The 13,392-nt window shown below is 67.8% G+C and carries 10 protein-coding genes, 2 tRNA genes and 1 other RNA gene; 10 read left to right on the top strand and 3 right to left on the bottom strand.

Going from position 1 to position 13,392, the window contains the following annotated elements; translation table 11 throughout:
• Positions 1–11: 11 nt before the first annotated feature.
• The 9 genes from FB384_RS03235 to FB384_RS03195 all read left to right on the top strand — a co-directional run bounded on the left by FB384_RS03235 (position 12) and on the right by FB384_RS03195 (position 9,477).
• Positions 12–2,978 (top strand): UPF0182 family protein, encoded by a 2,967-nt coding sequence (locus FB384_RS03235; RefSeq protein WP_183779013.1) that lies wholly within the window; start codon positions 12–14, stop codon positions 2,976–2,978.
• Positions 2,979–3,051: 73 nt separating this feature from the next.
• A tRNA-Met gene (locus tag FB384_RS03230) sits at positions 3,052–3,125 on the top strand.
• 608 nt (positions 3,126–3,733) lie between these two features.
• A tRNA-Met gene (locus tag FB384_RS03225) sits at positions 3,734–3,807 on the top strand.
• A 645-nt stretch (positions 3,808–4,452) separates the two neighbouring features.
• Positions 4,453–4,953: a PadR family transcriptional regulator gene (locus FB384_RS03220; RefSeq protein WP_183779011.1), complete on the top strand. Its 501-nt coding sequence runs from the start codon at positions 4,453–4,455 to the stop codon at positions 4,951–4,953.
• A 60-nt stretch (positions 4,954–5,013) separates the two neighbouring features.
• Positions 5,014–6,123: a peptide chain release factor 2 gene (gene prfB, locus FB384_RS03215; protein ID WP_183779009.1), complete on the top strand. Its 1,110-nt coding sequence runs from the start codon at positions 5,014–5,016 to the stop codon at positions 6,121–6,123.
• A 100-nt stretch (positions 6,124–6,223) separates the two neighbouring features.
• The gene (ftsE, locus tag FB384_RS03210; RefSeq protein ID WP_183779007.1) at positions 6,224–6,913 is read left to right on the top strand and encodes a cell division ATP-binding protein FtsE; all 690 of its coding nucleotides are present in this window, start codon (positions 6,224–6,226) and stop codon (positions 6,911–6,913) included.
• A 128-nt stretch (positions 6,914–7,041) separates the two neighbouring features.
• Positions 7,042–7,941 (top strand): permease-like cell division protein FtsX, encoded by a 900-nt coding sequence (gene ftsX, locus FB384_RS03205; protein WP_183779005.1) that lies wholly within the window; start codon positions 7,042–7,044, stop codon positions 7,939–7,941.
• 142 nt (positions 7,942–8,083) lie between these two features.
• On the top strand, positions 8,084–8,584 hold the full coding sequence (gene smpB, locus FB384_RS03200) for an SsrA-binding protein SmpB (protein ID WP_183779003.1): 501 nt from the start codon (positions 8,084–8,086) through the stop codon (positions 8,582–8,584).
• Positions 8,581–9,477 (top strand): amidohydrolase family protein, encoded by an 897-nt coding sequence (locus FB384_RS03195; protein ID WP_183779001.1) that lies wholly within the window; start codon positions 8,581–8,583, stop codon positions 9,475–9,477. The genes smpB and FB384_RS03195 overlap by 4 nt, the downstream gene beginning before the upstream one ends.
• A gap of 354 nt (positions 9,478–9,831) precedes the next feature.
• Here FB384_RS03195 and FB384_RS03190 read toward each other — a convergent pair whose 3' ends face one another.
• The 3 genes from FB384_RS03190 to FB384_RS03180 are packed head-to-tail and all read right to left on the bottom strand — an operon-like array spanning position 9,832 to position 12,346.
• Entirely contained in the window at positions 9,832–10,473 is a 642-nt protein-coding gene (locus FB384_RS03190; protein ID WP_183784883.1) for a response regulator, read from the bottom strand.
• 23 nt (positions 10,474–10,496) lie between these two features.
• Complete coding sequence (locus FB384_RS03185) at positions 10,497–11,618, bottom strand: sensor histidine kinase (RefSeq protein WP_372497708.1); 1,122 nt, start codon at positions 11,616–11,618, stop codon at positions 10,497–10,499.
• A gap of 26 nt (positions 11,619–11,644) precedes the next feature.
• Positions 11,645–12,346, bottom strand: coding sequence for a sensor domain-containing protein (locus FB384_RS03180; RefSeq protein ID WP_183778997.1), 702 nt, complete (start codon positions 12,344–12,346; stop codon positions 11,645–11,647).
• A 209-nt stretch (positions 12,347–12,555) separates the two neighbouring features.
• Between FB384_RS03180 and ssrA the strand changes: the two genes are divergently transcribed.
• Positions 12,556–12,929: a transfer-messenger RNA gene (ssrA, locus tag FB384_RS03175) on the top strand.
• Positions 12,930–13,392 lie beyond the last annotated feature (463 nt).

The raw sequence follows: 13,392 nt of genomic DNA, 5'->3' as shown, positions 1-13,392 counted from the left end.
GAGTGTGCGCTGTGGCCACTCGGCCCCCCGTCGGCCTCCCCAAGTTGTCCAAGCGGGCCCGGATCCTGCTGACAATCGCGGCCGTCCTCGTCCTGCTCTTGCTGCTCGGTGCGCGGTTCTTGAACGCGTATGTCGACTGGCTGTGGTTCGGCGAGGTGGATGCGCGCGGCGTGTTCACCACAGTCTTGCTGACGCGGTTGATCTTGTTCGTGGCCACCGGGCTGCTGGTGGGCGGTGCACTCGCGGTCAGCCTGTGGATCGCTTATCGCACGCGGCCGGTGTTCGTGCCGGTCAGCGGCGAGGACGACCCGCTGGCGCGGTACCGCTCGATCGTCGCCAGCAGGGTGAAACTTTTCGGCATCGGTATTCCGGTCCTCGCCGGGCTCGTCGCGGGCGTGTCCGGGCAGGCCAACTGGGAGACCGTTCAGATGTACCTGAACGGTGGTGAGTTCGGGCGCCAGGATCCGCAGTTCGGCAACGACATCGGGTTCTACGTCTTCGACCTGCCGTTCCTGGGCTGGGTGCTGGGCTGGCTGTTCGTCGCCACCGTCGTGGCGTTCGTCGGCGGGCTGCTCGCGCACTACCTGTTCGGCGGCATCCGGCTCGCGGGCCGCGGCGGTTCGGTCGCAGCGCCCGCCCGGGTGCACCTGCTGATCCTGGTCGGGCTGTTCGTGCTGCTCAAGGCGGTCGAGTACTTCCTCGACCGCTACAACCTGCTGCTGTCGGACCGCAACGAACTGTTCACCGGTGCCACCTACACCGACCTGAACGCGGTGTTGCCCGCGAAGCTGATCCTGCTGTGCATCTGCGTGTTCTGCGCGATCGCGTTCTTCGTCGGCGCGTTCCTGCGCAACATCCAGCTGCCCGCCATCGCACTGGTGCTGTTGCTGCTGTCCGGGCTGATCGTCGGCGTGGCGTGGCCCGCGATCCTCGAGCAGTTCTCCGTGCGCCCGAACGCCAACGAGCGTGAGGCCCAGTCGATCCAGCGCAACATGGAGGCGACGCGGCACGCCTACGGCATCGACAACGTCACCTACGACGACTACAGCGGCCAGTCGGAGGTCGACGCCAGCCAGATCCGCAATGACAAGGGCACTATCCCGAACATTCGGCTGCTCGACCCGAACGTGCTCTCGCCGACGTTCACCCAGCGGGTCGGCCGGGAGAACTTCTACGGCTTCCCCGAGAAGCTCGACATCGACCGCTACACCGTGAACGGCGAGGAGCAGGCCTACCTCGTCGCGGCGAAGGAGATGAACACCGAGGGCCTGGCCGCGAACCAGCAGACCTGGATCAACCGCCACCTCGTCTACACGCACGGCAACGGCTTCGTCGCCGCGCCCGCCAACCAGATCGACCGTGCACTCGAGGGTGCCGACAGCGACGGTGGTTACCCGATCGCCGGGACCAGCGACACGCAGAACCCGACGGGCGCAGGCATGGAGGTCAAGGAGCCGCGCATCTACTTCGGCGAGCTGGCCACGGACTACGCCATCGTCGGCGGTCAGCAGGAGTCCGCGCCCGGTGAGTACGACACGGCACAGGACCGCACCTACCTGTACGACGGTGAGGGCGGCGTGCCGATCGACAACTGGTTCAACCGGGCCGTGTTCGCGATGCAGTACGGCGAGCGCAACATCCTGTTCTCCGGAGCCATCGGCGAAAGCTCCAAGATCATGTACAACCGTGACCCGCGGGACCGCGTCGAGAAGATCGCCCCGTGGCTCACCGCCGACGGCGACCCGTACCCCGCCGTGATCGACGGCCGGGTCAAGTGGATCGTCGACGGCTACACCACGCTCGACAACTTCCCGTACTCGCAGCGCACCTCGCTGGGCGAGGCGACGTCGGACTCCCTGTCCGGTGTGGCGCAACAGCGCGACAGCGAGATCAACTACGTCCGGAACTCGGTGAAGGCCACGGTCGATGCCTTCGACGGCAGCGTGGACCTCTACCAGATGGACAAGCAGGACCCGGTCCTGAAGGCCTGGATGAAGACCTTCCCCGGGGTCGTCCAGCCGGAGTCGCAGATCTCCGACGAACTGCGGCAGCATTTCCGGTACCCGGAGGACATCTTCAAACTCCAGCGTGAGCTGATCACGCAGTACCACGTGGAGAACGCACAGGAGTTCTACGCGACCCAGACGTTCTGGAACGTGCCGCAGGATCCCACGACCGAGGGTGGGCTCGACCCGAACTCGGACGCGGCCAAACAGCCCGCGTACTACACGTACTCGCAGTCGCCGTGGCAGGACGAACCGAACTTCCAGCTGACGAGCGCGCTCACTCAGTTGCGACGGCAGTATCTGGCCGCGTGGATGTCGGTCTCGTCCGACCCCGGCAGCTACGGGAACATTCGTGTGCTCCGATTGCCGACCTCCGGTGAACGGCAGATCGAAGGCCCGGTCCAGGTGCAGAACGCCTTCCAGTCGCACCCCGAGTTCACGCAGGACCGCACCCTGCTGGGCAACCAGAGTGTCGACCTGATCTACGGCAACCTGCTCACTCTGCCGGTCGCGGACGGGTTCCTGTACATCGAACCCATCTACGTCCAGCAGCGGAACTCGCAGAGCTACCCGCAGCTGGCCCGAGTCATCGTGTCGTTCGGCGGCAAGATCGGCTTCGACTCCACCCTCAAGGGTGCGCTCGACCAGGTCTTCGGCGAAGGCAGCGGCGACGCCGCCACCGGGCCCGAGTCCGGTGATGCGGCCGGCCAGGACGGCTCCGGCAACAACGGAGACAACCAGCAGGGTGACAACCAGCAGGGCGACAACTCCGGTGGCGACAACTCCGGCGGCCAGAACGACGGTGGCGGCGGCAACGGCGAGCTGAACCAGGTCGTCCAGGACATCCAGGACGCGCTCGAGAAGCTCCGCGCGGCCCAGGAAGAAGGCGACTTCCAGGCACAGGGCCAGGCGCTGTCCGAACTGGATGAAGCCACCCGTCGCTACGAGGAGCTCCAGGGCTCCGGCGGCTGACCGGAGGCGACAGCCGAGTGGCACCCGCCTTACGGACCGGCAAAGCCAGGGCGTAAGGTGGGTGCCACAACGACGCGGGGTGGAGCAGTTCGGTAGCTCGCTGGGCTCATAACCCAGAGGTCGCAGGTTCAAATCCTGTCCCCGCTACAGAGATCGAAAGACCCCTGTCTACGGAGTGCGTAGGCAGGGGTCTTTCGTTGTTGGTCTTTTGTTGTTGTCTCCTGTTTCGCTATTGCGGTGGGGCGCAGTCCCCACATGCGGCCCGGCGGGCTCCGCTACCGGATCCCCGGCAATCTGTCGGTCGCTTCTCCTGGTCCGCGAGGTACGGGGGCGTCCCGGCGATGGGCAGCGGTGCGCGGGAAGAAGCGCTGAATGACGCTCAGGCGGCGCCTCCGCCCATGGTGGGCCCCGGAGTCTTGTGCGGGTCCGTACGAATGTGGGCGGGACACTCAGCGCCGCCACAGGTCCACCGCGATGTGCGCCGCCACAGGCGAACGCGTTCCGCCACCGCAACCGCCGCGCCCTCGTCCCGGCGCCGTAGTTTCGGTGCTCTCGTCTCGACGCCCTGGTTTCGGTGCCCTCTTCTTGGCGCCCTGGTTTCGGTGCCAGGGCTGCCTCGGTGACTGTCCCGCGGACGCGGCACGGATGTGGGCGGGAAACCGCAGCGCACGCGGCCCGATGGAACGCGAAGGGTGTGGATGCACCCCCGTGCGGAGACGATCATGGCGGCATGTAGAGTGGTTAACACACAACGACGCGGGGTGGAGCAGTTCGGTAGCTCGCTGGGCTCATAACCCAGAGGTCGCAGGTTCAAATCCTGTCCCCGCTACAGAGATCGAAAGACCCCTGTCTACGGAGTGCGTAGGCAGGGGTCTTTCGTTGTTGGTCTTTTGTTGTTGTCTCCTGTTTCGCTATTGCGGTGGGGCGCAGTCCCCACATCCGGTCCGGCGGGCTACGCCACCGGATCCCTCGGCAGGTGCGGCATCGCTTCGCATCGGCGGCGGCCCGGCGTGTGCGTGGAGTTCTCTGGGTGCCGCGGCGTTGCTCGCTGGTGCTCACTCGGCTCCGGAGGGCTTGGCCCGGACACACATGGTGACGTCCACCACGCCTCGTGGCGGTTGCCGGTCCCGCCGGAAGGGGAGACGTACACCTCAGACGCGGGGTTCACCAGGGTTCGGTACGCAACGCGATGGTCTTAATACGCAACGTGTTGGCACGGACAGTGAAGTGCGTCGGCTGGGTGGGTGGTGTCCTGCCCTGGACCGGGTAGAGATACGAGGGACACGGTCGACCGCGGCGCGACGCCCTGTCATCGGGCGAACACTATCCGCCATCTCGGGGACGACGGATTGCGCCGTACGGGCCCCATTCCCGGTGTTCTCCATCTGGTGCTTGTGGACTGTCAGTAGCTCCATTGTGGACCTGGACCCGGGCCACAGTGGACAGAAAGCGCCGAACGTGGCACTGTGGGGACGTGTCCGATTTGAACGCAACAGCCGCAGCACTGCTTGGCCTGCTTCACGACGGCCCCGCGACCGGTGGTGAACTCGTCGCCGGAGCCGAGGAACGCTTCGGGGCGTTCTTCAGCGTCACTCGGAGCCAGGTCTACCGCGAACTCCCCGCGCTGAACGAAGCCGGTTACGTCCGTCTGGGCAAGCAGGGCCCGCGCTCCAGCCAGCAGTACGTGATCACCGCGGCGGGCAAGAAGGCCTTCAAGGCCTGGGTCGCCGCCGACTCCGCACCCGACCACCTGCGGTCGCCGCTCATTCTGCGCCTGGTGCACGCCAGGGTGCTGACGGCCAAGCAGCGCCAGAACCTGTTCGACACTGCCAAGGCCGTCTACACCGAGCAGGCCGACGTCGCCAAGGCCGCATCGAAGGCCGCCGAGGACCCGGTGACCAAGGCCGTCGCCGACTTCGACCTGGCGCACGCCAAGGCCGCTCTGAAGCTCCTCGACACGATCGCGGCGAACTGATCACGCGGCGTCGCGCGGCCGCCTCAAGCGGCCGCGCGATTTGCCGTAACCTTGTCATTCGTGAGTGCTGAGTTCGAAGACGTCGTCAAGGACCTCGATGGCAAGCTGACGCAGGTCGAGTCCGTCATGGATATCGAAGCGCTGCGCCAGGAGGTCGCCTCCCTCGAGGAGGAGGCGGCCCGTCCGGACCTGTGGGACGACCCCGCGGCCGCGCAGAAGGTGACCAGCCAGCTGTCGCACAAGCAGGCCGACCTGCGACGCGTCGGCGAACTGCGGCAGCGGCTCGACGACCTGAGCGTGCTGCACGAGCTCGCCCAAGCCGAGGGCGACCCTGCGAGCAAGAACGAGGCCGAGGCCGAGCTCACATCGCTCACCGAAGCGATCGACACGCTCGAGGTGCGCACACTCCTGTCCGGCGAGTACGACCCGCGCAGTGCCGTGGTCAACATCCGCGCCGAGGCCGGTGGCGTCGACGCAGCCGACTTCGCCGAGATGCTCATGCGCATGTATCTGCGGTGGGCCGAGCGGCACAACTACGCGACCGAGGTCTACGACATCTCCTACGCCGAGGAGGCGGGCATCAAGTCCGCCACGTTCAAGGTCGGCGCCTCGTACGCCTACGGCACGCTGTCGGTCGAGCAGGGCACTCACCGCCTCGTCCGCATCTCGCCGTTCGACAACCAGAGCCGCCGGCAGACGTCGTTCGCCCACGTCGAGGTGCTACCCGAGGTCGAGGAGGTCGACCACGTCGAGATCTCGGAGAAGGACCTGCGCATCGACGTCTACCGCTCGTCCGGTCCCGGCGGGCAGAGCGTGAACACCACCGACTCGGCTGTGCGCATCACGCACCAGCCCACCGGCATCGTCGTGTCCTGCCAGAACGAGAAGTCGCAGTTGCAGAACAAGCTCGCCGCGATGAAGGTCCTCCAGGCCAAGCTGCTCCAGCGCAAGAAGGAGGAGGAGCAGGCCGAGATGGATGCGCTCAAGGACGGCGGCTCCAGCTGGGGCAACCAGATGCGCTCGTACGTGCTGCACCCGTACCAGATGGTCAAGGACCTGCGCACCGAACACGAGTCCGGCAACCCGTCGGCCGTGCTCGAGGGCGACATCGACGCGTTCCTCGACGCCGGCATCCGGTGGCGTAAGCAACAGGAGACCGACGCCGCCTAGTCCCGACCAGGGCGCGGCGGGTCCTCGGACCCCGCCCGTCCCGCCCGTCGACGCCCGGGCAACCAGGCCTTAACGGAGCACACGGGTAGGATGCCCAATCGTGATCCAGCTCGAATCCGTATCCAAGGCCTACAAGACCTCGACGCGTCCGGCTCTGGACGACGTCACGGTCGACGTGGACAAGGGTGAGTTCGTCTTCCTCATCGGCCCGTCCGGGTCGGGGAAGTCGACGTTCCTGCGCCTGCTGTTGCGTGAGGAAGTGCCCAGCAAGGGCCGGGTGTCGGTGTCGAACTTCGACGTCGCCAAGATGCCCCGGCGCAAGGTCCCCCGCTTGCGCCAGACCATCGGCTGCGTCTTCCAGGACTTCCGTCTGCTGAACAACAAGACGGTGTCCGAGAACGTCGCGTTCGCTCTCGAGGTCATCGGCAAGCCGAAGCACACCATCACCAAGGTCGTACCCGAGGTGCTGGAGCTGGTCGGCCTCGACGGCAAGGCCGATCGCATGCCGCACGAGCTCTCCGGTGGTGAGCAGCAGCGGGTCGCGATGGCGAGGGCGTTCGTCAACCGGCCGCTCGTGCTGCTCGCCGACGAGCCGACGGGCAACCTCGACCCCGACACCAGTCAGGACATCATGTTGCTGCTGGAGCGGATCAACCGCACCGGCACGACCGTCCTGATGGCCACGCACGACCACTCGATCGTCGACTCCATGCGCCGCCGCGTCGTGGAACTGGACCACGGCAAGGTCATCCGCGATGACCGGCGAGGCGTGTACGGCGTCGGTCGCTGATTCCCCCGCAGCGACCCGCCTGCCGAGGCGTCTCGGCCCGCTCGCCACGCCGAGTGGATGCCGCCGGTCCGGCCACCGGATACTCCCCGCCCCGTACCCGACCCCCGACCCAAGGAACCGTGCCTTAGATGCGCGCCAGCTTCGTCTTCAGCGAGGTCGTCACCGGCTTGCGCCGGAACGTCACGATGACCATCGCCATGATCCTGACCACCGCGATCTCACTCGGGATGTTCGGTGGTGGTCTGCTGCTCGTCCGCACGATCGACAAGATGCAGGCCAGCTACCTCGACGACGTCGAGGTCACGGTCTATCTCACGCAGGACATCAGCGCGAACGACCAGAACTGCACGGCCGAGCCCTGCTCGTCGATCCGCTCGTCGCTCGAGAACAACCAGGCCGTCGAATCCGTCGTGTTCGAGGACCGCGACGAGGCCTACGAACGCTTCCAGCGGATCTTCGAGGGCCAGCCCGAGCTGGTCGAGCTCGCCCGTCCCGAATCACTGCCCGCCTCCCTGCACGTCAAGTTGTTCGACCCCGAACGCAGCGAAGTGATAGTGCAGGAGTTCAGCAACCAGCCGGGTGTGGCGAACGTCGACGACCAGAACAAGTTCCTCGACCGCTTCTTCGACCTGCTGAATTCGGGCCGGGACGGCACGTTCATCGTCGCGGCGATCGCCGCGCTGGCCGCGGTGCTGCTGATCGCGAACACCATTCAGGTGTCGGCGTACACGCGGCGCACCGAGGTCGGCATCATGCGGCTCGTCGGCGCGACCCGCTGGTACACCCAGCTACCGTTCCTGCTGGAAGCGGTCGTCGCCGGTGTCATCGGTGCGGTCCTCGGTGTCGTCGGACTGGTCGGGGTCAAATACATCGCGCTGGACCAGATCTTCGAAGCCACGGGCGGTGCGATCCCCAAGATCGAGATCGTGGACATCCTGTTCCCCGTCGCGCCCGTGCTGCTCGGCGTGTCGATCCTGATCTCCGCCATCACCGGTTACGTCACCCTGCGCGCATACGTCCGTACCTAGGGACGTGACGGTCGGGACCTGCGTCGGGGCTGCCCCGCGGCGGCGGTCGTTCGCTCGGGCGGTCGCAGCGGCGGCTCACCACCGGTGGTGGTTGCGTAATAGTCGTTGGGACACCCAGGTCGAGGGCGGATAGAGTCGAGTCATGGTCAAGGAAGTCGGACGCAAGGTGATCGCGTCGAACCGTCGTGCCCGTCACGACTATTCGATCCTCGACACCTACGAGGCCGGTATCGCCCTTGCCGGCACCGAGGTGAAGAGCCTCCGTGCCGGCAAGGCGTCGCTGAGCGAGGCGTTCGCAACCGTCGACGACGGCGAGGTCTTCCTGCGCAACGTGCACATTCCGGAGTACGCCCAGGGCACGTGGACCAACCACATGCCGCGGCGAACCCGGAAACTGCTGCTGCACCGTAGGGAGATCCAGAAGCTGATCGGGAAGACGAAGGAGAGCGGCGTGAGCCTCGTGCCGCTGTCGCTCTACTTCAAGGACGGCAAGGTCAAGGTCGAGCTCGCGCTGGCGCGCGGCAAGAAGGCGCACGACAAGCGTCAGGACATCGCCAAACGCGACGCGCAGCGCGAGATCTCCAAGGCAATGGGCCGGGCGCTCAAGGGCAAGCACAAGCAACAGCGCGCGGGACGCCGTTGACCGGCCCCGGCGCCGACGAGGACGTCGCAGCCTGGGCTCGGGGGCTCGGGCTCGACGGTCTCGTCGACATCCATGTCCACTTCCTGCCCGAACGCGTGCTCGCGAAGGTGTGGGCGTACTTCGACGGCGCGGAGCAGCACTACGGCATGCCGTGGCCGGTGCACTACCGGTTGCCGGAGGCCGAGCGGCTGGCGGCGCTGCGGGCGGTGGGGGTGCGGACGTTCGCACCGCTGGTGTATCCGCACAAGCCGGGCATGGCCGAGTGGCTGAACGGCTGGGCCCGGGAGTTCGCCGCCCGGGAACCGGACGCCGTGCCGACGGCGACGTTCTTCCCGGAGCCCGAGGCGGCCCGCTACGTCGAGGACGCGTTGCGCGCGGGGGTGCGCTGCGTCAAGGTCCACGTGCAGGTCGGAGCGTTCGACCCGCGCGACGACCGGCTCGACGCGGTGTGGGGCATGCTCGCCGATGCCGGAGTTCCCGCGGTGGTGCACTGCGGGCACGGGCCGTTACGAGGGGAGCACACCGGCCTCGACGTGTTCGCCCGCGTCCTCGAACGGCATCCCGGCCTGGTCACCGTGCTGGCGCACGCCGGTATGCCCGAGTACGACGCGGCACTGCGCCTGGTGCAGCGGTTCCCGCGGGTGTATCTCGACACGACGATGGTCGGCGTGCCGTTCACGGAGAGTTTCATGCCCCTGCCCGGCGACTGGCCCGCCCGCCTGGCAGGCATCGCCGACCGCGTGGTCCTCGGCACCGATTTCCCGAACATTCCCTACGACTACGCCACGCAGTTGCGTGCGATCGCCGAATGGGCCGAGGCCGACGACAGGTTGGGCGAGCCGTTCCTGCGCGCGGTCCTTCACGACACGCCGGCCAAACTCCTCGACGTGTGATCCGCTGCCGGCGTCTCCCGTGACACCGGCCGGGTGGGAGAGCGCCGGACGGACGTGGACGAGTGGGCGAGTGCGAACGCACCGACCACGAGTGCCGCCCACAGTTCGGGGCCGTTGCCGAAGCCGCGGGCCGCCAGACGAACCCGGCGTTGGCATAGCCGACCAGCGGGACGTCGGCGAACCGGGCGATGTCGACGACTGCCGCGGCGAGTGCCGGCGCGGGCACCACCGCGAACCCGAACCGGCGGTGCGCGGCCGCCATCAGGGGAGTGGCCACGACCGCGAGTAGCGCGCTGATACGTGGTCGTGTTCGATGCCCCGAAGGTGCCCTTCGGGCAGGCTGGGCCTACCGCATCAGCGTTCGAGGTAGGTCAGCACCGCGCGGACCCGTCGGTGCTCCTCGACGCTGTTGTCCAGGCCGAGCTTCGCGAAGATGTTGCCGATGTGTTTCTCGACCGCGCCGTGCGAGACCACCATGCGAGCGGCGATCGCGGAGTTGGACAGGCCCTGGGCCATCAGTTCGAGCACGTCGCCTTCGCGGCCGGTCAGCGAGTCGAGGGGATTGTTGCGTCCGCGCGCCATGACCTGCGAGATCACCTCGGGGTCGATCGCCGTGCCGCCCGCGGCGACGCGGCGTACGGCTTCGAGGAAGTCGGTGACGTCGGAGACGCGTTCCTTCAGCAGGTAGCCGACGCCGCCCGCGCCGCCGGAGAGCAGCTCGATCGCGTAGGTCTCCTCGACGTACTGCGACAGCACGAGCACGGGCAGGCCGGTCCGGATCTCCCGTGCCTGCAGTGCGGCCCGCAGGCCCTCGTCGGTGAACGTCGGCGGCATCCGCACGTCGACGATCGCCAGGTCGGGTTCGTGCTCGGTGACCGAAGTCAGCAGCTCCTCGCCGGAGCCGACCGCTGCCACCGTCTCGATGCCGTCGTCGGCCAGTAGCCGCTGCACACCGGCACGCAGCAGTACGGCGTCCTCCGCGATGACCACGCGCACGTCCAGACCCCCAGAGAGTTCGTTCACCAGCTGCACGGTAGTTCGGCGCGAACGACCGTCGGGCCACCGGCGGGGCTCACGACCGACACCACACCGTCGATCGTGGCTGCGCGGTCGGCGAGCCCTGCGAGTCCGCCGCCGGGGCGGATCTCCGCACCTCCGTGGCCGTCGTCGGTGACCTCGGCGATCACCGTATCGCCGTCGCGCCGGACGTCGACGCGGATGTCGGAGGCGTCGGCGTACTTGGCGGCGTTGGTGAGTGTCTCGCCGACGACGAAGTAGGTCGTGCTCTCCACCGCCGCGGGTGGACGCTGGTCGATGTCGACCGACACCGAGACCGGCACCGGTGACTTCGCCGCGAGTGCCGACAGCGCCGCGTCGAGTCCGCGGTCGCCCAGCACCGCCGGGTAGATGCCGCGCGCCAGGTCCCGGAGTTCCGACACGGCGAGTTTCGCGTCGGTATGTGCCTCGTCGAGGAGTTTCTGCAGTTCCGCGGTGTCGGGTTCGGTGCCGCCGATCTTGGCTTTGGCGCGGCCGACCGTCATGGCCACCGACACGAGGCGCTGCTGCGCGCCGTCGTGCAGGTCGCGTTCGATGCGCCTGCGTTCGTTTTCCGCGGCGTCGACCCCGCGTGCGCGCGATGCCTGCAGGCGGGTCGCCTTCGCTTCGAGCCGTTCCGCCCGCGGTGGGCCGAGCAGCGTCAGGGCGAGTTTGCCGTGCAGCCAGCCCACGCCGGGGGCGACCGTCAGCGCCAGCGGCACGATGATGGCCGACACGACGCCGAGCACGAATTCGACGATCGCGAGCGGTGTCGTGATCAGCAGGTAGGCGAGGTCACGCCAGGTCGTGGCGTCCGTCAGCTGCGCGAACCAGTTGCGGACGGGTCCGTCGCCGCGGTTGCGGATCGCATCCGGCAGCGGGGTGCGCAGCCACCGGCGCAGCGAACGCCGTTCGAAGTCGGCGAAGCGGTGGGTCAACGTCGTCGCCAGCATCAGCAGCGGGATGCCCACCCAGACGATGGTCGTCGCGATCCCGGCTACCAGCAGGACCAGCAGCACGACGAACTCGACGATGCGTACCGGCAGCGTCAGCAACTGGTACGCGATCGTCCGCCACGTGCCCGGCCACGGCTGGTCCTCGTGCATCATCGGTTCCCCTCCACCCGGCGTGCTCATCCTGCCACCGGGCGTGCCGCAGCGGGGTCCGCCGTGGTTGCGGCGCCGTCAGCGGCGGAACCGGCCGATTCCTCGGCCTCGCGCATCCGCCGTGCCGTCGGGCCCAGCAGTGCTCGCGCCAGCAGTGCGTGGCCGGCGCCCAGCCGCCGCGTAACGGCTACCGACACCCACGCCAGGAGCGCGCCCAGGGCCATCCACGGCAACGCCGTCGGCACGGAGTCGACCGTGATCCAGCGCAGGTCGTGCGACGGGAACGCGTACAGCCCCTCGGGAAGGAAGCGGTAGTACACCGGCAGCGCGATCATCGCCAGCGACACCGACCAGAACACGACGACCAGCGCGAACTCCGCTATGCCCACCGGAAGCAGCAGGATCAGGTAGACGACGTCGCGCCAGGTCTGCGCGTCGCGGGCGCGGGCCAGCCATCGGCTCCGCACCGGGCCCTGCGGCAGCGGGCGGTACGGCCGCGGCACCGCGCTGGTCAGCATGCCGCGCACGCGCGCCCGTTCGAGGTCGGCCAGTCCACGGGTGCCCGCGAGCAGCAGCATCAGGACCGGAATGCCCACCCACACGAGTGCCGTCGGTGCGCCCACGCTCGCCGTCGTCACCACGAACACGAACCCGACGATCCCCAGCGGGAGGCTGAGCAGCAAGAATGGCAGCGCACCGCCCAGTCGGGGAAGCTGTGTCCGCTCCATGACCGGTCTCTCTTCCTCTTCGCGTCGAGGGGGCGCCCTCGTTGACGACCTCAGTCTCTCCGGGAAGGGGATGCGGCCACCATGGAGCACACGGGTCGATGCACGGTGGGGACAGCCCCACCGTCGGCGCGGGCACCGGCCGGGGAATTATCTGCTTGCCACGGGCGTTATGCTGGTCGGAAGCGAGTGATCCACACCGATCCCGTCAAGGGGGTGAACGGTTTCGACTCTGGACGTTGATCCAGCGGGAAGCGTGCCGGTGCAGGCAACGACCACCGAAAGCGTCGTCGCAACTAAATATAAGCGCCAAGACTAATAGTCAGCGCGACTTCGCCCTCGCCGCCTGAGCGAGTGCGAGTCTGTCGGCCCGGGTAAGCCTTCGACCCGGTTTGCCGGCATCAGCTAGAAGGCTCACCTCCGGCCCCGGCCACGGGGACCGGTAGGGACACCAACAGTGGCTGGGCCCGTCACACCGGCTAGTTCGCGTGACCGGTGGGGTCGAGCAGAGGCACAGCGAACTGCGCACGGAGAAGCCCTGGAGAGGCGGCAGAGGACCCGGGTTCGATTCCCGGCACCTCCACAGATGAAAGGCTCGTGCTCGTGGAGAGCACGAGCCTTTTCTGTGTCGTCGATTGAATCTGGGGGCCGAGCCCGCAGCCCCCACGGTGCGTGCTCCCGCAGACCCGGCATGGTCACGACGGGAGCGGACCGGCGTCGGCTCGGGGGTGTCATGACGTCGCCCCGAGTGTCACTCGATGGCCGGTGAGTGCTCGCGGAGAGCGCTCGCCGGTTTCTCGTTCCGGGGGTTGATTGCGGGGGCCGACCCCCGGAACCCCATCGTGGTGGGTTTCGTGTTGCGGGCCCGTTCCTGCACCAGCTACGCGTGGGAGCCCGTGTCGGCCTACGGCGCGGCCTTGTCGTTGCGCCGCCCGCGCCGGGCCGAGTCCCGGTACCCCCACGGTGCGGGCTCCTGCCGCGATCCGGGGTGGTGGTCGGGTTGTACTGGGACCAATCCGCTTGATCTGTCGCGGTACTGGCGTGGTGTG

The sequence above is a fragment of the Prauserella sediminis genome, assembly GCF_014195435.1.
GTDB classification, from domain to species: Bacteria; Actinomycetota; Actinomycetes; order Mycobacteriales; family Pseudonocardiaceae; genus Prauserella; species Prauserella salsuginis.
Note: the sequence above shows the minus strand (reverse complement) of the source record. Positions and strands in the feature narration are given on the sequence as shown.

Bases quoted from the DNA above. Each gene is read 5' to 3' on its own strand.
- ftsX (WP_183779005.1), top strand. From the start codon at position 7,042: ATGCGCGCCAGCTTCGTCTTCAGCGAGGTCGTCACCGGCTTGCGCCGG.
- smpB (WP_183779003.1), top strand. From the start codon at position 8,084: ATGGTCAAGGAAGTCGGACGCAAGGTGATCGCGTCGAACCGTCGTGCC.
- FB384_RS03185 (WP_372497708.1), bottom strand. From the start codon at position 11,618: ATGCACGAGGACCAGCCGTGGCCGGGCACGTGGCGGACGATCGCGTAC.
- FB384_RS03180 (WP_183778997.1), bottom strand. From the start codon at position 12,346: ATGGAGCGGACACAGCTTCCCCGACTGGGCGGTGCGCTGCCATTCTTG.